Here is a 21,338-nt window from a genome sequence, read left to right on the forward strand (position 1 = left end):
CTATAAAGATACTTTAGATATTATAGGTTTAAACTACTTTTATAAAATATTCTATAAATACTGTAAGTTAGGTGGGTGTTCCCACTTAACTTATTTTATTTTGTGCTATAAAATTATAAATAAAAGACAAAATAAGTGGGTAGCTATATATTAATGATTCAGTACTAAATGGAGGGAATGTGCATTGACTACATCAGAGAAGCAACGTCAACAACAAGCAGAACTACAAAAGAAATTATGGTCCATTGCGAACGATTTACGCGGGAATATGGACGCCAATGAATTTAAGAATTACATACTTGGACTTATCTTTTACCGTTTCTTAAGTGAAAAGGTTGAAGAGACATCTGGAAGACTTTTATCAGAAGATAATATTTCTTATCAAGAAGCGATGAATAACGACGACTACCGTCCTATCGTTGAGAAAGAGCTCATTCAACGTATTGGTTTCGTCATCGAACCAGAAAATTTATTCAGTAATTTAAAAGCCAAAATTGAAAATCAAACGTTCGAGATTGAAGACCTAAGTAACGCCATCAAAAACGTTGAAAATTCGACACGAGGTCATGAAAGTGAAGACGACTTTATCCATTTATTCGATGATATGGATTTAAACTCAAGTCGTTTGGGGAATACCAACGCAGCCCGTACGAAGTTAATTGCGAAAGTTATGATGAATATTTCAACATTACCTTTTGTCCATAGTGATTTAGAAATCGATATGTTAGGCGATGCGTATGAGTACTTGATCGGTCAATTTGCGGCCAGTGCAGGTAAAAAAGCAGGCGAATTCTATACACCTCAACAAGTATCGACGATACTCGCAAAGATTGTTACAGATGGCAAAGAAGACTTAAGAAGTGTGTATGACCCCACATGTGGTTCAGGCTCATTACTCTTACGTGTGGGTCGAGAAGCTAAAGTACGTAATTACTATGGTCAAGAATATAATAGTACAACCTATAACCTAGCACGCATGAATATGTTACTTCACGATGTGAATTTTAAAGCCTTCCAAATTGAAAATGGTGACACATTAGAAGATCCAGCTCATAAAGGTGAACAATTTGATGCGGTAGTCGCAAATCCTCCATACAGTGCCAATTGGAGTGCAGACCCCTCATTCTTAAAAGATGAACGCTTTAGCGACTACGGGAAACTCGCACCGAAATCGAAAGCAGACTTTGCCTTTATTCAACATATGATTTATCACTTAGATGACGAAGGCACAATGGCTGTTGTACTTCCACATGGTGTGTTATTCCGTGGCGCAGCCGAAGGCACGATTCGTAAATATTTAATCGAAGAGAAGAACTATTTAGACGCCGTGATAGGCTTACCTGCGAACTTGTTCTTTGGCACAAGTATTCCAACGTGCGTTCTAGTCTTTAAGAAATGTCGCCAACAAGACGATGATGTGGTATTTATTGATGCCTCTCAATCCTTTGAAAAAGGAAAAAATCAAAACCATCTCACAGACGAAGATGTAGATAAAATCGTCAAAACATACAGTCAAAGAGAAACGATAGATAAATACAGCTATGTCGCAACTTTAGACGAAATCAAAGAAAACGACTACAACCTCAACATTCCAAGATATGTCGATACATTCGAAGAAGAAGAACCAATCGACCTAGAACAAGTGCAACAACAACTCAAAGATATCGATAAAGACATCGCCAACGTAGAATCTGAAATCAACGAATACCTTAAAGAACTAGGAGTGTTGAACAATGACTGAACAACAAACAACTCCAGAACTAAGATTTTCAGAGTTTAAAGAGGAATGGAAATTAGAGAATTTAGGTAATTTAGCGGATATAGTGCGCGGCGCTTCTCCGCGGCCTATTAAAGATTCTAAATGGTTTGATGATAATAGCGACATTGGTTGGTTGCGAATTTCAGATGTTACTCAACAAAATGGAAAAATTAAATTTTTACAACAACATTTATCTAATGAAGGACAAAAGAAAACTCGTGTTCTTTATGAACCCCATTTACTTTTAAGTATTGCTGCTTCAGTAGGAAAACCAGTTATTAATTATGTGAAAACCGGAGTACACGATGGTTTTTTAATATTCATGAGACCTAAGTTTAATTTATATTTTATGTTTAATTGGTTAGAAAACTTTCAATTGAAATGGAATAAGTATGGTCAACCTGGTAGTCAAGTAAATTTAAACTCTGATTTGGTAAAATCACAAAACATCTATATACCTAAATCATATGAAGAACAGGAGAAAATGGGTATTTTCTTTAACAAACTCGACCAACACATTGAGTTAGAAGAACAGAAACTTGCACTCTTCGAACAACAGAAAAAAGGTTATATGCAAAAAATTTTCTCACAAGAGTTGTGTTTTACAAAACTAAGTAGTAGTAATACTCAAAAATGTCTTAAAATCAAAGATTTATTTAATATTATAGATGGAGATCGAGGTAAAAATTATCCCAATGAAAAAGATTTTTACAATCAAGGATATACATTATTTTTAGATACAGGAAATGTTACAAAAAAAGGATTCTCATTTACCAAAAATAGATTCATTAATAAAGAAAAAGATGATTTGCTACGTAATGGAAAGTTAGAATTAAATGATTTTGTTATAACCTCAAGAGGAACTTTAGGTAATATAGGATTCTATAGCCAAGATATTCATCTTCAGTACTCTAATATGAGAATAAACTCAGCAATGTTAATATTGCGACCAATAGATAAAATGTTTGACTATTCATACTTATATTTTTTATTAAGAGATGATGCAATAAACACATTTATGAAACACTATCGTGTGGGGTCGGCACAGCCACATATAACAAAAAAAGATTTTGGAAATATGAAAATTAATGTGACAACTGATATTAATGAACAAAAAAAGATAGCGAATTTTCTAGAACGTATTGATAGATTAGTGATAAATCAAGGTAATAAAGTAGAAACACTTAAACGTCGAAAACAAGGTTTATTACAGAAAATGTTTGTTTGATTTTGATAAACTCCTATTATGTTAACTCAAAACAGAGAGTTTGGGACATAATTCCCAAACTCTCTTAAACTACCTACACAGTCTTCAATTCTTTCTTATTTTAAATCATATTTTTCCTCAAAGTGATGTCGCTTTCTATATTCTTTATATTTGTTTTTATTAAGATCGTATCTTTGATATTTCTCTTTTAAAACAGCGTCTCCAGTTACTTTACCATCATCATCAAGATCATAATAATATTGATATGTATTATATGGCTCGTCTTTATAAGTGACTTCTAAATAGTTATCTCCAGTATTAAACGTGAAAATGGGTTCTTCTGTTTTAATTTTATTTTCCCATCCTTTTTGCTTAAGCACACGGTGAACTTTTGTTTTGGTTTTAGCTTCTTCCATTTTTTATAATTAGTGTAATGGGACACTGTAAGAAGGATTAATACTGAAATAATAATTAAAATGATAACAATAATTCCTAATATTTTATATGTCTTTTTCATATTAAGCTCCTTAAATAAGTATCATTTTTTATTAATTGTTTTTAATGAAACACGTTCAAGTCATAGGAGGAAAGCAATGAAAAAGTTCATAACTAGTTTATTATGTACCACAATATGTGGCACAGTTCTAACTACAGGAAGTGTAAATGCGCAAGCTAACAGCTCAACTAACTCTAATTCGTTGAAAGAACTTCAAGATGAAGACATTGTGCCTAAATCCATTACTGAAGAACAAAGACGTGTCTCCTATCCTATATAGGATTAAATAGTTTACTAAACAAAAATAAAACTTTTAAAGTTCAGTACAATGTGTATTAAACGTTTTTTAATGATTAAAATAGAAGGATTGAAATTTGTTAAATCATCATTTAATTCTTTTTGTATCTATTTATCCAGTTTTATTGATTTTATGTTTGGTTTTTCTGGGAGGAATCCATGTTTAATTTGAATAGTTAATGTAGCGGATTTACCATTAATATCAATAGGGTAGTATCCTACATGTCCACTACCTTGATTATTAGCTTTTCCCTCAATTGAAATTTTATCTTGTTTCCATAAAAATTGATAAGTTTTATTATCTTTTGATATTTGACTTAGTTTCTTAGTATCATCATTTTTAATATAAGTATTTAATTGTTTCTCGCATGAATAGAAAGCCCATTTATCAAAGAATAAAAAGTTTACTATAGTATAAATAATCGTTATGACAATGATGATTGCGATGATATAAAGCACTTTTTTCATAAATAATCACCTTTTTAAAAATATTATTAAATTATGATAACTTATAAGTGTATACTTTTCTATGAATGAGATAAAAAGTTTGCCGTGTTTTTTAGAAAAAGGACGTGAAGTGATGAAGCATTCCAAAAAAGTAAAGCTAGGTGTAGGTTTTTTAATACTAGTTATATTTATTGGTGGCTGCGTAATAATGAAAAAAGAAATTAGTCGAAACGCTCAAATTAAAGAGGCATTCAATAAGACATTAAGTTTATATCCGACCAAGAATCTAGAAGACTTTTACGATAAAGAAGGCTTTCGAGATCAAGAATTTGATAAAGGGGATAAAGGCACTTGGATTATTAACTCTGGAATGAACATTCAATTAAAAGGAGAAAGCTTGAAATCAAGAGAGATGGTTCTATACATAAATCGCAATACCAGAACTACAAAAGGTTATTTCTTAATAAGCGAGATAACAGAGGACAAATATGGATATACGCATAATAAAGAAAAAAAATATCCTGTCAAAATGGAAAATAATAAAATTATTCCAACAAAGCCAATATCAAATGATAAGTTAAAAAAAGAAATTGAAAATTTTAAGTTTTTTGTACAATATGGCAACTTTAAAGATTTTAAAGATTATAAAAATGGTGATATTTCCTACAATCCTAATGTACCAAGTTATTCCGCAAGGTATCAATTGAGTAACAATGATTATAATGTACAACAATTAAGAAAGAGATATGATATACCAACCAAAAAAGCTCCTGAATTAAAATTAAAAGGTGATGGAGATTTAAAAGGATCATCTGTAGGTACTAAAGATTTTGAATTTAACTTTATAGGAAATAAAGAAGAAAACGTTTATTTTTCTGATAGTATTAATTTTAAACCGACTGAGCCTGATGAACAATGACTCATTCATTATCAAATGGACAGTAGCTTTTATTAAGAATTGCTGTCTTTTTATATGAGGTTAGATATTAAGATATAAAGTTTGATTAATAATTCACAAACTATACATAGTATTATTATGCTCTGGTGATAAGATAATAATTGAATATATTATCGACTGGAGTGATATGAATGAGTAATTCTAAAAAAGTAGCAGTTGTTACTGGAGCGGCTCAAGGTATTGGTTTAAAAATAGCTGAACGTTTATTTAAAGATGGCTATCATTTAGCAATAGTTGATTATAATGAAGAAGGTGCTAAACAGGCTGCTGAAAAGCTTACATCAAAAGAACAAGAGGTCATTGCCTTTAAAGCTGATGTTTCAAATCGTGATGAAGTCTTTTCAGTATTAAGAAAAGTTGTTGAGCATTTTGGAGAGTTAAATGTACTAGTGAATAATGCAGGATTAGGACCTATGACACCAATTGAAACAGTTACGCCTGAACAATTTGACCAAGTTATTGGCGTAAATATTGGTGGCGTATTCTGGGGCATTCAAGCTGCATTAGAGCAATTTGATAAGCTAGGCCATGGCGGTAAAATAATCAATGCAACTTCTCAAGCAGGTGTAGAAGGTAATGCGGGATTGTCTTTATATAGTAGTACCAAATTTGCTGTGAGAGGTTTAACTCAAGTAGCTGCTCGAGATTTAGCTGAAAAAGGTATTACCGTAAACGCATACGCTCCTGGCATCGTTGAAACTCCTATGATGGAAGGTATCGCAATTAAATTAGCGAAAGAGAACAACAAACCTGAAGAGTGGGGATGGAAACAATTTACTGATCAAATCACTTTAAAACGATTATCAAAACCAGAAGACGTGGCTAACGTAGTGAGTTTCTTAGCTAGCAGTGATTCAGATTATATTACAGGCCAAACTATCATTGTTGACGGTGGAATGAGATTCCATTAAAAAAATATATGAGAACAACGTTTATGCACTTTCATGACTGCATAAACGTTTTTTTATGCGCAAATTGTTAACTAACAGAAATAAATTAAAATTATTGAATGATCAAATAATTTTATTCATCATCAAACGCTCCAAACTCTACAAATTTAGTATGGTGAAATTTAGGAGTAGCAGTGAAAATTTTATTTTCTCCTAATTGATTGATAATTGTTGTATGGGTGGGCATGTTTGGTTCTTTTTCAATTTTTTTAGACATGTCGTAAACGCTTTTGATGCATTTTTTTCTTGAAGGAGTTTTAAGCGTACTAAATAATGTTGTTATTACTTCTCTTTTAGCTTTATAATTTGTATTTTTATAAGCTTCTCTCATATCATTTTTGAATTCTACATCAGACTTTTTAATTAAAGGCTCATAGTATTTTCTATAATTCTTTAATGATGTTATATCTCCTACAATATAATAGTATTCATTTTGATAACCTGCATCTTGAGTTTTATTTATGGCTTCTTGTGTATATCCTATATAGTCATATTTACTTTTATTATTTTTATAAAATCTAGTTAAATTATCATATTTCTCTTTTTGAGCTCTATATTCGAATCCACTTAATACAGTTCCTACCATATTACTCATGTCATCGCCATTGTCATGGCTTCGCATGGATCCTTTTTCATGAATGGATTCTTTATCGAAAGGGATACTTGCGTTGAATACAATATCGTGGTCGTCGCAATGGACGTAAACTTCCACACCATCGCCACTGCCGACAACATTGGTCGTTTTAACGTTTAAACTAAAGTTATCTTTAAAGAATTGTTCTCCGAGTTTTTCGTATGCTTTGCGGTGTTTCTTCGCATATTCAATAGCACTTTTTTCAGCTTTAGGTTGGAATCCTTGTCCTACATATTTACTGGCTGGCATTTCTTCAGGCACTGATTGAGAATTTTTATTTGAATCATGGCTTATCGTTGAACATCCTCCTAACAATGATAAGACTATAATGGAGTAGACGATTTTTTTCACGGGACACCTCAAAAATATATTAGTTAGTATCATTCTAACTTAATCATTAAATTATATAAATCTATTTTATAAATATGTTGTATAAATAGGAAGTCTCAAATATTTAAGTTATACTTATTTATAAAAATCAATAAACTTATGGATATAATAGAAGAATTTCTTCATATATTTAAAGCAATCTTTAAGAGATATTTGAGTTTAATATTATGATTTTTAATTGAAAGTCAAAAAATTATATTAATGTATCTTTGTGAACAATTAATTTTAATGGAAAGATGTGAATCGATGAATATATCAAAAATGTGGATATTAGTAATAGCTGTACCATTAATGCTGATAATAGTAATAGGAGGATGTTGGTATATGATAATAGGTAAAAAAGAGATTAAAGATAGTTTCTCAAAGACATTAAATATGTATCCAATTAAAAATCTAGAAGATTTATACGAGAAAGAGGGCTATAGAGATAATGAATTCGAAAAAGAGGATAAAGGAACATGGATTTTAGATTCAGAGATGGCAGTAAAAAATGATGGTGAAGATATGGTAGCTGAAGGTATGGTATTAGAATTGAATAGAAACAAGAGAGAAGCAAAAGGATATTATTTTATAAATAAATATAGTAACAATGTACATAAATATGATTATGGAGAAAAAGAAACAAAATATCCTGTTGAAATGAAAGATAACAAATTCTATTTGACGAAAAAAGTTAAAGATAAAAATTTAGAAAATAAAATAAAAACCTTTAAATTTTTCTCTCAATACGGCAATTTTAAAGAAATGGATTCATATAAAAATGGGAATCTTTCATATAATCCTGAAGTACCTAGTTATTCAGCTGAAAACCAATTAAGTAATAAAGACGTGAATGTAAAGAAATTAAGAAAAACATATAACATACCTACTAAAAAGGCTCCTAAACTCACTATGAGTGGTAATGAGAAATTAAGTGGTAATTCTGTGGGAAGGGAAAAAATTGAGTATTTATTTGTAAGAAATAAGAAGGAAATAATTAAGTTTACTGACAGTATTAATTATAGACCGTCATTTTAAAATATTTCATAAATGATGGATATTAAACTGAAATATTAGTCGGTCATTTAATAAAATATAGCGATGCAACATTTAAAGGTGATTTATTATAAATTGATTTTTAATAGAAAGTTGTGAATTGGTGAATATGTCTAAAAAGTGGTTATTGGTAATATTTGTACCATTAGCAATCATTTTACTTATAGCTGGTGCGTGGTATGGTTTAAAGCTAAATAAAGAAAAAGAGGTTAAAGATAGTTTCGCAAAGACATTAGATATGTATCCAATTAAAAATTTGGAAGATTTATACGACAAAGAAGGATACAGAGATGAAAATTTTGATAAAAATGATAAAGGAACATGGGTTCTTTATTCAGAGATGGCGATAAAAAAAGATGGTGGCGATTTGGTTGTTGAAGGCATGGTACTAAATATAAATCGCAATAATAGAGAAACTAAAGGTTATTATTTTAAAAATTACTATAATAGCGATATTGATAAATATGAAAATGGTAAAAAAATGAATAAGTACCCAGTCAAAATGAAAGATAATCATTTTTATTTAACTAAAAATATTAAGGACAAAAAACTAGAAAATAAAATCAAGAATTTCAAGTTTTTCTCACAATATGCTAACTTCAAAAATTTAGATAAATATAAAAATGGAAATGTTTCTTATAATCCCGAAGTACCTAGCTACTCAGCAGAATATCAGTTAAATAATAATGATATTAATGTAAAACAGTTAAGAGAAAAATATGATATATACACTAATAAAGCTCCTAAATTAACCATGAGTGGTGATAGCAGTCTAAATGGAGATTCTGCGGGAAGTAAAGAGCTTGAGTACATATTTGTTAGAAACAAGAAAAATATAGTTAAATTTTCAGATAGCATTGATTATAAACCATCATCTTGAACTAAAAATATATGATGTGCACTTAAAGTGAATGAAAAATATAAAATTGTGTTTATAACTCTGTAGGCATGTTTTAATTACTTTGATAGATAATTACCTTATTAAATTCTAAAGGTTAATACCTTGATATTATGCCCTCAAGAACCCTCTCAGAGTTAGTATTACTCCTAATACTATAATTTTGAGCACTATAGTATTGATAGTTTCAACTATTCCTTGAGAATTGGTACTTCTGTTAATATTAATCGGATTTTTATCAATATTTTTTCTTATTTATATTCATCGAAAACACCAAAATTTGTGACATCTTTTTTACTATAAAGAGGATTTACTGTGTTGATATTTTCATCTGTAAACTGTAAATCCATATCAATATTAATAGGCATGCCTTTACTGTTCTCTATATCTTTCGCTAGTTTGAACACATTATTTGTATTTTTCTTTTTAGAATAGCTATTCATTGTACTAAATAGTGTTGTCACAACGTCAATTTTAGCTTCGTAATTCGTAGATTTGTATGCATTTTTGACTCCTTCTTTAAATTCTTTATCATTCTTTTTGATAAGTGGTTCAAAATATATTCTATAATTTTTTAACGAAGTTAAATCAGCCGATATATAATAAAACTCATTTTGGTATCCTGTATTTTGAGTTTTATATATTGCATCTTTTGTATAACCAGTATATTGATATTTAGATTGATTCTCTTTCAACGTTCTTGTTAAATTATCATATTTCTCTTTTTGAGCTCGATATTCAAATCCACTTAATACGGTTCCCACCATAGTACTCATGTTATCACCGTTATCATGGCTTCGCATGGAGCCTTTTTCATGAATGGATTCTTTATCGAAAGGGATACTTGCGTTAAATACAATATCGTGGTCATCACAATGCACGAATACTTCAACACCATCACCACTGCCAACAACGTTGGTCGCTTTAACGTTTAAACTAAAGTTATCTTTAAAGAATTGTTCTCCGAGTTTTTCATATTCTTTTCGATGTTTCTTCGCATATTCAATAGCGCTTTTTTCAGCTTTAGGTTGAAAACCTTGTCCTACATATTTACTAGCCGGCATTTCTTCGGGCACTGACTGTGACTCTTTATTTGAATCATTACTCATCGTTGAACATCCTCCTAATAATAATGATGAAACTAAAATGGAGCAGACTATTTTTTTCATGGCGCACCTCAAAAATATATTAGTTAGTATCATTCTAACTTAATTATTAAATTATATAAATAGTTTTTATAAATATATTGCATAAATAGAGTGATTTAAATATTTAAGTCTTATTTATTTACAAAAAATTAATAAACTAGAGAAAATAAAAGAGAATTTGATTAATACGATTAATTCAATGATTTATGAGAGGATTGAAGAAAATTATTAAAACTTTAAATGAAAAACATAGGAATTTATATTAAAGTTGCGTTATGGATGATTATTTAAAATAGAAATGATGTGAAATAATGAATATATCAAAAATGTGGATATTAGTCATAGCTATACCATTAGCAATTGTAGTTATCGTTGTTGGTGGATGGTATGGTTTAAAGCTAAACAAAGAAAAAGAGATTAAAAATAGTTTCTCAAAGACATTGAATATGTATCCAATTAAAAATTTAGAAGATTTATACGACAAAGAAGGCTTTAGAGATGATAACTTTGATAAAGATGATAAAGGGACATGGATTTTAAATTCTGATATGGCTATTCAAGAAAATCGTGGTGATTTGATTGGTGAAGGTATGTTGTTGAAATTAAATCGTAACACAAGAGAAGCAAAAGGTTTTTATTATATAAATAAATATAGTGATGATATAGATAAATATGATGATGGAGTAAAAGAAACAAGATACCCTGTTGAAATGAAGAACAATAAAATATCTTTAACTAAAAAAGTTAAAGATAAAAATTTAGAAAATAAAATAAAAAGCTTTAAATTTTTCTCTCAATACGGCAATTTTAAAGATATTGATTCATATAAAAATGGTAATATTTCCTACAACCCAGAAGTACCTAGCTATTCAGCTGAATATCAATTAAATAATGAAGACGTGAATGTAAAGAAATTAAGAAAAACATATAACATTCCTACTAATAAGGCTCCAAAATTAACTCTTGATGGCACAGGTAAATTAAGCGGAAGTTCTACTGGGAATAAGGATATTGAGTATTTGTTTTTAAGGGATAAGAATAGCGTTGTGAAATTTACAGATAGCATTAGTTTTAAACCCACGAATTAATACCGTCAATATCTCCCCAATAAGAAAGAAGCGACGAATTTTTCGTCGCTTCTTTTCGGTCTAAATGTATTAATTATGTTTGTTTTGTGCGTTATTGTTTTGTTGGTTATTGTTCTGACTTCCTGAGTTTTGTGGGCTCGATTGTTGGTTGTTTGGTTTCTCAGATGTTGATGGGCGTGTCGTATTTTGTTGTGAATGGTTATTATTTTGATTGCTTGGTGCTGAACCTTGGCCACTTTGATTAGATGATGCATTGTTATTTGTATTGCTTTGATGAGTATTGTTCTGATATTGATTGTTGTTAGGTTGTTTCGTAGTGTTATTAGAACTGTTAGTTGATTGATCTCCGTTATAACTTCCGGAATTTGCAGGTTCTGATTGTGCATTTTCTTGACTATTAGTCATATTGCTATTTTCATTATTTTGTTGATTATTGTCGTTCGATTTGTCTTTCTTTTTATGTTTTTCTTCTGTTTTTTGGCTATCTTTATCAGATTGGGAAGAGTTGCTTTTATGATTAACTGCTGCATATATTGAAAAGCTTAACGCAATAACAAGAAGGATTACCACGATGCTTGCTAGTATCTTTTTCAAAAGATTGTCCTCCGTTCAAATTAAATATTTCTGTATTCTATTATAATCATTTTTTAGGCGTAAGTAGAACTATTTTGTGATAAAAACTGACTCAAAGCATAAACTCATTTATTTAATATATCAAAAAACTTTAAGGTGTAAATAAAAAGTTTAAATAAAAATTTGCACTTTCTGTAATAATGTTGTAATATTGTAATCGAATCGTAACATTCCTTCTTTGTTCTACATAAATAAGCGATTCTAAATAAAAAAAGAGGAGAGATCCATTTATGAACAGAACTACCAAAGTAATCGTGTCGTCAATCTTAGCAGCCGGAACAGTATTTGGAATTGGAGTTTCAGCAGAAATGCCACAAGTCAAAGAAGCTCACGCAGCAGTTACGCCTTATTACACATATCAAGGTTATGCTGGAAATAACGCCTCATTTGTTTTAAATCAACAATTTATTACTTCGCTTAAGTATGACAATTTTACAATGAATGGAATTAAAATCCCGTACACAACTGGAAAGACAAGTGTGAATAAGTATAAAGGTACGGTTAAGAAGTATGATCAAAGTTTTAGCGGCGTAAACACTAAGAAAACGAGAGCAGGTAAAGTAGACTTTAATGTTTCAAGTTATGTATCTGTGAAACAGTTAAAACAAGCTTATGGTAAAAGTTTAAGAAAATTACCTAGTGCGAACAATGGAACTAAAATGTATGCTTATAGCCCGAATAATAAACATTACGGTATTGCATTCACAACTAAAAACAATAAAGTCACACATATTACTATTGGAACATTAGGATAATTGGGAAATCATCTAATGAGAAAATAGTTATAGGTTAATATGTAATTATTGAGTTAAAATAAAAATATAAACTATAGAAAAGAGATAACTTATCATGAAGAAAGCAACTAAATTATTATTAGCTTCTACTATTACTTTGGGAGCATTAATGGGAGCAAGCGTTTCTACAGACTCACCAGTAAATGGATCAGCTCACGCAGCAACGTCACATTATTATACTTACAGCGGTTATGTTGGACGCGATGCATCATTTTTATTGAATCAACAATTTATCAACGCTGTGAAGTCTGATAATGTGAAATTTAATGGGATTAAATTAGCAAAGACTTCTGGGACTAAGAAAGTTAATCTTTATGACCAAACGTTTAAAGGTGTAACTAAAACAGGTCATAGTGCTAATCAAATGCAAATTATAGTCAAAGGAAATTTATCATTAGCTCAAATTAAAAAAGCGTATGGTAAAGATTTAAAAGAAAAATCACATTGCACGCAAAAAGATGGAGGCATATTCTATTACAAGCCTACTAAAAAAAGTTTAGAAGTATGGTTTGTTGTAGATAACAACCATGTGGTCGAGGCGTCTATTGGTCACGTACCACTTACAACAAGTAAATAGTAATATTTTAAGGTGTCCGTCATTTTAATGGCGGGCATTTTTTATTCAAGGCCTCTGACAGCTCGCACGATGCAAGTGACCATTAAAATTAAACTTAGTAAATCTAATACTTTACAACCGATTCCATTAGAATATAGCCATTCAATATGGCAGAATTCCGAAATAGGTATAACTATGAATATTTTCAATAATAATAGGCTGAAAATTGCTATAATTAATTTGGGTTGAGGTTTGAACATATAGAATGACTCCTTGCCAGTATATGCTTTAAGGTTAACATAGACTCGTACATTTCTTAACTTTCTATCTATCTCAAATCAGTTGAGAGGGTAAATAATAACGTTGTGATAAAGTATTTGCACTACGGGGAAATTAATTTTAAAAAAGAAAGGGTATAGAGTCTTGGAAAGGTGGTATTCATTGATGAGTGCATTATCAAATGAAGAAAGAATTAAAATTCTATCAGATATTGTCGCAATTAAAACGGTAAACGATAATGAATTGGAAGTAGCGAAATATTTACAAACATGGTTCGACAAATATGGTATTGAATCTGAATTAGACGAAGTATCAGAAGGACGTGCCAACCTCATCGCTACAATTGGTTCAGGCAAACCAGTGATTGGCATCTCAGGTCACATGGATGTGGTCGCTGAAGGGAACCATGACGATTGGACATATGACCCGTTCCAATTAACTGAAGATAATGGCAACTTATATGGTCGTGGTGCTGCCGATATGAAATCAGGATTAGCGGCATTAGCGATTGCATTAATCGAAATTAAAGAAAGTAATCAGTTAAACAAAGGCACAATTAAATTTATGGCAACAGTCGGTGAGGAGATGGAACAAGCTGGTTCTGCTCAATTATATGAGAAAGGCTATGCCGACGATTTAGATGCGTTGCTTATTGCTGAACCTTCTTATCCTAGCTTAGTATACGCGCATAAAGGTTCAATGGACTTCCGTATTACTTCTAAAGGCAGATCATCACACAGTTCTATGCCTTTCTTAGGGGAAAATGCAATCAAACCACTTCTTGAATTTATCCAAAATATAGATAAAGAATATGCAGAATTAACAAAATCTATTAAAGGCGAGTCTTTAGATTACAGTAATATGGTAAATAAGTTAGCAGATCAATTACCTGAAAATGTTACTAAAGAACAAGCCAAAGATTTAATTGAAGGCCTAGTAATGACAAATAGTATCTTTAATGGGGGTTCACAAGTTAACTCAGTACCTGACAGTGCTACTGCAGAATTTAACGTACGTACCATTCCAGAATATAATAATGACAAAGTTAAAGAATTATTTAATAAATATTTAAAGCAAGCCAATGACAATGGTTCAAGTTTATCTCAAGAAATTTATCTTGATTTAGCACCTGTTGTAACAACTGGTAAAAACCGTTTAGTAGAATTAGGCCATGAGAAAGCAAGAGAACATTTCCCAAATGAAGAAGGTCTCATTATTACTCCAACAGTTGCGGTTACAGATGCTTCAAATCTATTACGCGGTAAAGATGAAAACTTCCCATTCTTAATGTTTGGGCCTGGTACAGGTCCTCATCAAGTAGACGAATGTGTAGATAAACAAAACTACTTAGATTTCGTGGATTATTATGTAGACTTCTTAACTTCATTCGTTGAAGAAGTTTAATGTTATTTTAAATATAGAAGAGATTTAACAATCACCTCGCTAAAATCAGTGAGGTGATTTTCATTTTAAGTGTGAGTATAAATCAATTAGGTATAATATTAAATTTATATTTATGAGTAAAAGTGAGTTGTTTGAATTTGTGAGGTGAATAAACCTCTGACAATTCACTCGAGAGACATTAGACATCAAGGTAACATGGACAATTTAGCCACCACTTATCAAACTAAATTCGATACGATTAAACTATTATGGTATGAATTTTCCTCGAATATTTTTAAATAACTAAAAAAGCACTCTCTTTTGTATATATAAATTAATTGTACGCCATCTGAATAAGGGGTATAATCTATAAGACCGTGCGACATGCCGGCGTTTTTAGAAAGAGAGGTTATTCCCATGAATACAAAGACAAAGAAAATAATTGCTTCCACTTTAGCCTTCGGTACATTACTTGGTATTGGTGCAACTTCGACACCAACTCAAGCACATGCTGCAACTCAAACTCACCAAACTACAAATGCAACTACACAAACTGCATATTATACTTATAACGGTAATGCTGGTTACAATGCTAAATTTGTACTAGATAAACAATTTCGCACAGCCCTTAATAAAGGTAAAGTGACGTTTAATGGCATTAAATTAGCACCTACTAAATCTTCAAAAACTACGACTAAATACGATCAATTATTCCGCGAATATTCTAAAAAAGATAAAACTGCTTCAATTTTAGATATTTCCTTAAAAAATAAATTATCTTTAAAAGATGTTCAAGCTGCTTATGGTAAGAACCTTAAAAAAGTAAGTAATGGAAAAAATAATATGACTGGTATTTATTATGCTAAACCAGGTAAAAATGGCGCAACGATTTGGTTTGATGCTGCTAAAGGTAAAATCGATCGCATAGTTATTGGTTTTGAAAAAACGAGCACAGTCAAAAAAGTAATTAAAAAATAAGTTTTTAATGATAGACTCTCAACAGTGAGGGTCTATTTTTTCTATTTTCAAGAGGCTAAAAAGTGTGATAACTATAAAATTTAGGGAATATATTTAATGAATCATGAGGCATCTGGAGGGGATTATAATGAACTTGAATAGACTTATCAATCTCATTGAGAATAAAAAGCATAATGAGATTTACAAACTATTCTCTAAGAGTATGAAAAAATCTGTCAGTAAGCGGATGTTAAAAGAGACATTAAACCTTTATATGAAATTTGCTAAAAAGCATAAATTGTATGTAGATATTGGTAATGCATCTAGTGGTGAAAAGATTTGGTTAGATGAATATCAAAATTATGGGGTTTTTGTGCTTATAGAGGATGACGTCATTCATAGTCTTATATTAAAACCTCTATATTATTTTAAAGATAAGTGGACTCAACTTACATATAACTTGCCAATTAAAGATGAATGGCTGGTATATTGGGGCGGAGACAATGAATTATTTAATTACCACTATAATTATGAAACGCAACGTTATGCTTATGATTTAGTGAAACTTGTAAATGGAAAGACGATGTTTGATGGGGGACAATTCTGCGCTAATTATTATAGTTTTGGAGCGGATGTAGTCGCTCCGATTTATGGAGAAGTTGTCAGGGTAGTCAATCATGTGAATGATAATACACCAGGTAATACCAATGAAAATGAGCCTTTCGGAAATTACGTTATGATTAAGCATGATCGCAACGAATATAGTGTTTTAGCGCATCTAAAGAGAAATTCAATTACTGTACGTGAGGGAGATATTATTTATTCTCAAGAGGTCGTAGGACAATGCGGGAATTCAGGAAATTCGTCAGAACCACATTTACATTTCCAAGTTATTAATGCTCCAGATTTGGAAAAGGGACAATCATTAAAAATTAAATTCGAAAATGCAACACAACCAATTAAAGGAGAAATTTTAAAAAATTAGCATAAAAGAATCACTTAATAAATGATTAGGTGATTTTTTGTGCTTTTAAAAACCTTTATTCCCAATGGATTAAACGCAATCGTCTGACGCTAAACTATATCAAGTATAATTTAATTATTAATTTTATTACATCTTAATTAATAAAAATAACTTATATTAATACATCAAAGTTAAAATTTTAACATAAGTGGTGAGAATAATGAACAAATTATTTATACAAATAATTTATAAGTGAAGACTGTGTGAAATTAATGAAAATTTCATTTACTTTTCAAAAAAATATAATTACGATGACACTGTAAGTTGCTTTTAAAATTTTTAAGGAGGTTACGAGATGAAGAATTTTTCGAAATTTGCACTTACAAGTATCGCAGCACTTACAGTAGCAAGCCCCTTAGTCAATACGGATGCCAATGCGAAAAAGGGATCAGCGACACAGAAAATCAATGCGGAAGTAACGCAACAAACCGATGCACCTAAAGCATTAAAAGCGTTGCCAGATTCGCAAAATGTCAAAAATCATTATAAAGATTACGCTGTTACTGATACCCAAAAAGACAACAAAGGTTTTACCCATTATACCTTACAACCTAAAGTTGGTCATACTTATGCCCCTGATAAAGAGGTAAAAGTTCATGCTAACTCAAAAGGGAAAGTCGTATTAATTAATGGTGACACTGATGCGAAAAAAGTGAAACCAACAAACAAAGTCTCTATCAACAAAGAACAAGCCTTAAGTAAAGCTTTTGAAGCAACGAACATCAACCGTGACAAAGCGAAAAATATGAAAAACGATGTGGTAAAACAAAACAAAGTTGAAATCGACGGCAAAACGAATAAATACGTGTACAACGTCGAACTTATTACTACATCGCCTAAAATTGCGCATTGGAATGTAAAAGTAGATGCGCAAACAGGAAAAGTTGTTGATAAAATGAACATGATTCATGAAGCGGCCACAACTGGTACGGGTAAAGGTGTTCTTGGAGACACGAAGGAAATCAATATTAACAGTATCGATGGTGGCTTTGCATTACAGGATTTAACACATAAAGGACAACTTTCTGCTTATAATTATAGCGATGGTAGCGGTCAATACAGTTTAATAAAAGACAGAGACAAGAATTTCACGGATGATAATCAACGTGCTGGCGTCGATGCCAATTATCACGCTAAAGAAGTATACGATTATTATAAAGATACTTTCGGTCGTGAATCATATGACGATAAAGGAAGTCCAATTGTTTCATTAGCACATGTTAACAATTTCCAAGGCTCAGATAATAGAAATAACGCCGCATGGATTGGCGATAAAATGATATATGGTGATGGAGATGGACGTACATTTATCCCACTCTCAGGTGCTAATGATATCGTCGCTCACGAAATCACTCATGGAGTGACTCAAGAAACTGCTGGTCTAGTTTACCGTGATCAATCAGGAGCATTAAATGAAAGTTTCTCAGATGTTTTCGGTTACTTTGTAGATAATGACGATTTCTTAATGGGTGAAGATGTTTACACACCAGACCGTGACGGAGATGCATTAAGAAGTATGTCTGATCCAGAAGAATACGGTCAACCATCTCACATGGACGACTATGTAAATACAAGTTCAGATAATGGTGGCGTTCACACTAACTCAGGTATTCCAAATAAAGCAGCTTACAATACTATCCGCAGTATTGGTAAAGATAAAGCGCAACAAATTTACTACAGAGCGCTTACAGATTACTTATCTTCTAACTCAGACTTCCAAGATGCCAAAGATGCCTTACATCAATCCGCATTAGACTTATATGACGAAGAAACAGCTAATGAAATTGAAAAAGCATGGGAAGACGTTGGTGTATAATCAATTAGAATTTCAAATGTTTTAACTTAAACAAGAAGCATATGACATATTAACGGAACGAAAATCAAACGCCTTAATAAACAAGAATTAATGTTAAACACTTACAATGCTACTCGCCTCAATATAGACATTGTTGACCTCACTGGCTCCTTGCTCTTGATTAGAGCAGGGGGCTTTTTAATTTCTAAAGGGGAGACTGCGGGTTGTCTGACTGTAGTGACCCTTCCCTCCTGGAAAGTTGGTCTAATCACGTTCATATATTGTGTCTTTCACAACTTTTTATCTTAAGACGAACATGTTATAAAGAAATTAAAAGAAATGATGCTTAAGGTGTTAATCAATAGAAGATCCTAATTTCTAATTTGTCACAAAATTTTACATACTTTCTCATAATCTTTTAACAATAGAATGATAAATTATTATTAAATAAAAAGAATTTTTAATATATAACTCAATTTAAATTAGATGTAAAGAGGAGTTTATCATTAATGAAAAAAAGCAAACGACAAGATTTAGTGACCATGATTGTTAAACAAAATCACATCTATAAAAAAGCAGATATCGTCGATTATATCGATGATCACTTCGGCATACGCTACAGCATGACGACCATCGCCAGAGACCTTAGAGAACTCAATATCTTCCGCCTCCCAGCCGATGCAAAACAATTTGAATACAAAATCCTTAATAATCAATCACAAATTGACGCCAAAATAAAACTAGATGATTATCTCGAAACAGAAATCATTAACACTGTGATTAAAGAATCATATATACTAATTAAGACGTCACCAGGATTTGCACAAAGCATCAATTATTACATTGATCAATTACAACTTAAAGAAATCATAGGTACCATCAGTGGTAATGATACAATTATGATACTTACACATTCTAAGGCACTGGCAGAGTACGTGTATTACAAAATATTTAATCATAATTATTCATAAAACTTCATAATTAAATAATTTAAATCTTAAACCTGGTAAACGCTTTAATTACGTTTGCTAGGTTTTTTGTTTTACAAAAAGATTGACTTCACATAATGACTAACTATTCATTTAAGTGAATAAAAAACTTTTTATCGAAACATTCATTATTTCATATTAATTGAATATTCATTTTCCATACGGAATAACAGTATAAAAATGTATATTCAAACACATAAGTGTATTGAATAACCAAATTGTACAAAACTTTCCACATCGAACTTGTGAATATAATCACATAAACCATCGCAAATTCGCTATACACTCAAGCTGTAGTTATAGAAAAGGAGGAAATGAATATGGCAAATGGACCCATTCAAGTAAACAGTGAAATTGGTAAACTTAAAACCGTTTTGCTTAAACGTCCTGGTAAAGAGTTGGAAAATTTAGTTCCTGACTATTTAGATGGACTATTGTTTGACGATATTCCTTATTTAAAGGTGGCGCAACAAGAGCATGACCGGTTCGCCAAAGTGTTACAAGATGAAGGAGTAGAAGTACTTTACTTAGAGCAATTAGCTGCAGAGAGCATTGAAGATTCAAATATTAGAGAACAATTTATCAATGATGTTCTAGCAGAATCTCGTAAAACAATTCTTGGTCATGAAAAAGAAATTAAAAAATTATTCTCTACATTGTCAAACCAAGAATTAATTAACAAAGTCATGGCTGGTGTGCGAAAAGAAGAAATTAAATTAGAATCTACACACTTAGTTGAGTACATGGATGACAAATATCCATTCTACTTAGACCCAATGCCAAACTTATACTTCACACGTGACCCACAAGCATCAGTAGGACGAGGCATGACAGTGAATCGTATGTTTTGGAGAGCAAGACGTCGAGAATCCATCTTCATTTCATATATTTTAAAATATCATCCTCGCTTTAAAGATGCAGATGTACCTGTATGGTTAGACCGTGACTGTCCTTTCAATATAGAAGGGGGAGACGAACTCGTACTTTCTAAAGATGTCCTTGCAATCGGAATTTCAGAACGTACGTCAGCTCAAGCCATCGAACGTTTGGCACGACGTATTTTCCAAGATCCATTATCAACTTTCAAAAAAGTCGTAGCGATAGAAATTCCAACAAGTCGTACATTCATGCATTTAGATACAGTATGTACTATGATTGACTATGATAAGTTCACTACGCACTCAGCGATTCTTAAAGCAGAAGGTAATATGAATATCTTCGTTATTGAATACGATGAATCTGGAAATGATATCAAAATTTCACACTCAAGTCATCTTAAACAAACGTTAGAAGAGGTGCTTGGTGTCGACAATATCGAATTAATCCCTACAGGTAATGGCGATGTCATTGATGGCGCGCGTGAACAATGGAATGACGGTTCTAACACATTGTGTATCCGTCCTGGAGTTGTAGTCACATATGATCGTAACTATGTATCTAATGAATTGTTAAGAAAACACGGCATCAAAGTAATTGAAATACCTGGAAGCGAGCTTGTTCGCGGACGTGGGGGCCCAAGATGTATGAGCCAACCACTATTTAGAGAAGATTTATAGTATAGTTATATTGTAATTGTAAACGTTTTCGAAAGCGCATAAATAAACATATCATTGCACCTATT

21 protein-coding genes are annotated in these 21,338 nt (G+C 31.4%); 16 read left to right on the forward strand and 5 right to left on the reverse strand.

What is annotated here, in order from left to right; genetic code table 11:
• Positions 1–184: 184 nt before the first annotated feature.
• Both JMUB898_RS01265 and JMUB898_RS01270 read left to right on the forward strand, forming a co-directional pair.
• Positions 185–1,741, forward strand: a complete 1,557-nt coding sequence (locus tag JMUB898_RS01265; protein ID WP_002444638.1) for a type I restriction-modification system subunit M — start codon at positions 185–187, stop codon at positions 1,739–1,741.
• A complete protein-coding gene (locus JMUB898_RS01270; protein WP_002444637.1) occupies positions 1,734–2,987 on the forward strand; it encodes a restriction endonuclease subunit S in 1,254 nt (417 codons plus the stop codon). The genes JMUB898_RS01265 and JMUB898_RS01270 overlap by 8 nt, the downstream gene beginning before the upstream one ends.
• 95 nt (positions 2,988–3,082) lie before the next feature.
• On the opposite strand, the gene JMUB898_RS01275 is transcribed toward JMUB898_RS01270, so the two are convergent.
• Entirely contained in the window at positions 3,083–3,382 is a 300-nt protein-coding gene (locus JMUB898_RS01275; RefSeq protein ID WP_002444636.1) for a DUF3139 domain-containing protein, read from the reverse strand.
• 177 nt (positions 3,383–3,559) lie between these two features.
• Between JMUB898_RS01275 and JMUB898_RS01280 the strand changes: the two genes are divergently transcribed.
• Positions 3,560–3,742 carry a hypothetical protein gene (locus JMUB898_RS01280; protein WP_002444635.1) on the forward strand — a complete coding sequence of 61 codons (183 nt, stop codon included), beginning with the start codon at positions 3,560–3,562 and terminating at the stop codon, positions 3,740–3,742.
• Positions 3,743–3,867: 125 nt separating this feature from the next.
• Here JMUB898_RS01280 and JMUB898_RS01285 read toward each other — a convergent pair whose 3' ends face one another.
• Positions 3,868–4,227, reverse strand: coding sequence for a hypothetical protein (locus tag JMUB898_RS01285; RefSeq protein ID WP_002444634.1), 360 nt, complete (start codon positions 4,225–4,227; stop codon positions 3,868–3,870).
• A 112-nt stretch (positions 4,228–4,339) separates the two neighbouring features.
• Here JMUB898_RS01285 and JMUB898_RS01290 point away from each other — a divergent pair, with 112 nt between their 5' ends.
• Positions 4,340–5,125: a tandem-type lipoprotein gene (locus JMUB898_RS01290; RefSeq protein WP_037541819.1), complete on the forward strand. Its 786-nt coding sequence runs from the start codon at positions 4,340–4,342 to the stop codon at positions 5,123–5,125.
• Positions 5,126–5,295: 170 nt separating this feature from the next.
• Positions 5,296–6,075, forward strand: a complete 780-nt coding sequence (locus JMUB898_RS01295; RefSeq protein ID WP_044466588.1) for a (S)-acetoin forming diacetyl reductase — start codon at positions 5,296–5,298, stop codon at positions 6,073–6,075.
• A 112-nt stretch (positions 6,076–6,187) separates the two neighbouring features.
• Here JMUB898_RS01295 and JMUB898_RS01300 read toward each other — a convergent pair whose 3' ends face one another.
• Positions 6,188–7,099 carry a DUF1672 domain-containing protein gene (locus JMUB898_RS01300; protein WP_172594855.1) on the reverse strand — a complete coding sequence of 304 codons (912 nt, stop codon included), beginning with the start codon at positions 7,097–7,099 and terminating at the stop codon, positions 6,188–6,190.
• Between the two features lie 285 nt (positions 7,100–7,384).
• On the opposite strand from JMUB898_RS01300, the gene JMUB898_RS01305 reads away from it, so the two are divergent.
• Complete coding sequence (locus JMUB898_RS01305) at positions 7,385–8,155, forward strand: tandem-type lipoprotein (RefSeq protein ID WP_037541736.1); 771 nt, start codon at positions 7,385–7,387, stop codon at positions 8,153–8,155.
• Between the two features lie 127 nt (positions 8,156–8,282).
• Entirely contained in the window at positions 8,283–9,053 is a 771-nt protein-coding gene (locus JMUB898_RS01310) for a tandem-type lipoprotein (RefSeq protein WP_002444630.1), read from the forward strand.
• A 269-nt stretch (positions 9,054–9,322) separates the two neighbouring features.
• Here JMUB898_RS01310 and JMUB898_RS01315 read toward each other — a convergent pair whose 3' ends face one another.
• Positions 9,323–10,240, reverse strand: coding sequence for a DUF1672 domain-containing protein (locus JMUB898_RS01315; protein WP_126514777.1), 918 nt, complete (start codon positions 10,238–10,240; stop codon positions 9,323–9,325).
• 290 nt (positions 10,241–10,530) lie between these two features.
• Between JMUB898_RS01315 and JMUB898_RS01320 the strand changes: the two genes are divergently transcribed.
• Positions 10,531–11,307, forward strand: coding sequence for a tandem-type lipoprotein (locus JMUB898_RS01320; protein ID WP_002444625.1), 777 nt, complete (start codon positions 10,531–10,533; stop codon positions 11,305–11,307).
• Positions 11,308–11,376: 69 nt separating this feature from the next.
• Here the strand turns inward: JMUB898_RS01320 and JMUB898_RS01325 are convergent, their stop codons facing one another.
• On the reverse strand, positions 11,377–11,901 hold the full coding sequence (locus tag JMUB898_RS01325; protein WP_095323333.1) for a hypothetical protein: 525 nt from the start codon (positions 11,899–11,901) through the stop codon (positions 11,377–11,379).
• A 269-nt stretch (positions 11,902–12,170) separates the two neighbouring features.
• On the opposite strand from JMUB898_RS01325, the gene isaB (JMUB898_RS01330) reads away from it, so the two are divergent.
• The 8 genes from isaB (JMUB898_RS01330) (at position 12,171) to arcA (ending at position 21,273) form a co-directional block, all read left to right on the forward strand.
• Entirely contained in the window at positions 12,171–12,695 is a 525-nt protein-coding gene (gene isaB, locus JMUB898_RS01330) for an immunodominant staphylococcal antigen IsaB family protein (protein WP_002444623.1), read from the forward strand.
• Positions 12,696–12,789: 94 nt separating this feature from the next.
• Complete coding sequence (isaB, locus tag JMUB898_RS01335; RefSeq protein WP_002444622.1) at positions 12,790–13,311, forward strand: immunodominant staphylococcal antigen IsaB family protein; 522 nt, start codon at positions 12,790–12,792, stop codon at positions 13,309–13,311.
• Between the two features lie 423 nt (positions 13,312–13,734).
• Positions 13,735–14,973, forward strand: coding sequence for an ArgE/DapE family deacylase (locus tag JMUB898_RS01340; RefSeq protein ID WP_002444620.1), 1,239 nt, complete (start codon positions 13,735–13,737; stop codon positions 14,971–14,973).
• Positions 14,974–15,369: 396 nt separating this feature from the next.
• The gene (isaB, locus tag JMUB898_RS01345; RefSeq protein WP_037541731.1) at positions 15,370–15,930 is read left to right on the forward strand and encodes an immunodominant staphylococcal antigen IsaB family protein; all 561 of its coding nucleotides are present in this window, start codon (positions 15,370–15,372) and stop codon (positions 15,928–15,930) included.
• A gap of 127 nt (positions 15,931–16,057) precedes the next feature.
• Positions 16,058–16,894, forward strand: coding sequence for a M23 family metallopeptidase (locus tag JMUB898_RS01350; protein WP_037541730.1), 837 nt, complete (start codon positions 16,058–16,060; stop codon positions 16,892–16,894).
• Between the two features lie 334 nt (positions 16,895–17,228).
• Positions 17,229–18,749 carry a M4 family metallopeptidase gene (locus JMUB898_RS01355; RefSeq protein ID WP_002444617.1) on the forward strand — a complete coding sequence of 507 codons (1,521 nt, stop codon included), beginning with the start codon at positions 17,229–17,231 and terminating at the stop codon, positions 18,747–18,749.
• A gap of 488 nt (positions 18,750–19,237) precedes the next feature.
• A complete protein-coding gene (locus JMUB898_RS01360) occupies positions 19,238–19,699 on the forward strand; it encodes an arginine repressor (protein ID WP_002444616.1) in 462 nt (153 codons plus the stop codon).
• A 338-nt stretch (positions 19,700–20,037) separates the two neighbouring features.
• Positions 20,038–21,273 carry an arginine deiminase gene (arcA, locus tag JMUB898_RS01365; protein WP_037541728.1) on the forward strand — a complete coding sequence of 412 codons (1,236 nt, stop codon included), beginning with the start codon at positions 20,038–20,040 and terminating at the stop codon, positions 21,271–21,273.
• Positions 21,274–21,338 lie beyond the last annotated feature (65 nt).

This window comes from Staphylococcus caprae (assembly GCF_003966625.1).
In the GTDB taxonomy this organism is placed as follows: Bacteria; Bacillota; Bacilli; order Staphylococcales; family Staphylococcaceae; genus Staphylococcus; species Staphylococcus caprae.

Coding starts and splice junctions, on each gene's coding strand:
- isaB (WP_002444623.1), top strand. CDS start 12,171: ATGAACAGAACTACCAAAGTAATCGTGTCGTCAATCTTAGCAGCCGGA.
- JMUB898_RS01360 (WP_002444616.1), top strand. CDS start 19,238: ATGAAAAAAAGCAAACGACAAGATTTAGTGACCATGATTGTTAAACAA.
- JMUB898_RS01280 (WP_002444635.1), top strand. CDS start 3,560: ATGAAAAAGTTCATAACTAGTTTATTATGTACCACAATATGTGGCACA.
- JMUB898_RS01320 (WP_002444625.1), top strand. CDS start 10,531: ATGAATATATCAAAAATGTGGATATTAGTCATAGCTATACCATTAGCA.
- isaB (WP_037541731.1), top strand. CDS start 15,370: ATGAATACAAAGACAAAGAAAATAATTGCTTCCACTTTAGCCTTCGGT.
- JMUB898_RS01340 (WP_002444620.1), top strand. CDS start 13,735: ATGAGTGCATTATCAAATGAAGAAAGAATTAAAATTCTATCAGATATT.
- JMUB898_RS01305 (WP_037541736.1), top strand. CDS start 7,385: ATGAATATATCAAAAATGTGGATATTAGTAATAGCTGTACCATTAATG.
- JMUB898_RS01295 (WP_044466588.1), top strand. CDS start 5,296: ATGAGTAATTCTAAAAAAGTAGCAGTTGTTACTGGAGCGGCTCAAGGT.
- JMUB898_RS01285 (WP_002444634.1), bottom strand. CDS start 4,227: ATGAAAAAAGTGCTTTATATCATCGCAATCATCATTGTCATAACGATT.
- arcA (WP_037541728.1), top strand. CDS start 20,038: ATGGCAAATGGACCCATTCAAGTAAACAGTGAAATTGGTAAACTTAAA.
- JMUB898_RS01275 (WP_002444636.1), bottom strand. CDS start 3,382: ATGGAAGAAGCTAAAACCAAAACAAAAGTTCACCGTGTGCTTAAGCAA.
- JMUB898_RS01270 (WP_002444637.1), top strand. CDS start 1,734: ATGACTGAACAACAAACAACTCCAGAACTAAGATTTTCAGAGTTTAAA.
- JMUB898_RS01315 (WP_126514777.1), bottom strand. CDS start 10,240: ATGAAAAAAATAGTCTGCTCCATTTTAGTTTCATCATTATTATTAGGA.
- isaB (WP_002444622.1), top strand. CDS start 12,790: ATGAAGAAAGCAACTAAATTATTATTAGCTTCTACTATTACTTTGGGA.
- JMUB898_RS01290 (WP_037541819.1), top strand. CDS start 4,340: ATGAAGCATTCCAAAAAAGTAAAGCTAGGTGTAGGTTTTTTAATACTA.
- JMUB898_RS01310 (WP_002444630.1), top strand. CDS start 8,283: ATGTCTAAAAAGTGGTTATTGGTAATATTTGTACCATTAGCAATCATT.
- JMUB898_RS01350 (WP_037541730.1), top strand. CDS start 16,058: ATGAACTTGAATAGACTTATCAATCTCATTGAGAATAAAAAGCATAAT.
- JMUB898_RS01355 (WP_002444617.1), top strand. CDS start 17,229: ATGAAGAATTTTTCGAAATTTGCACTTACAAGTATCGCAGCACTTACA.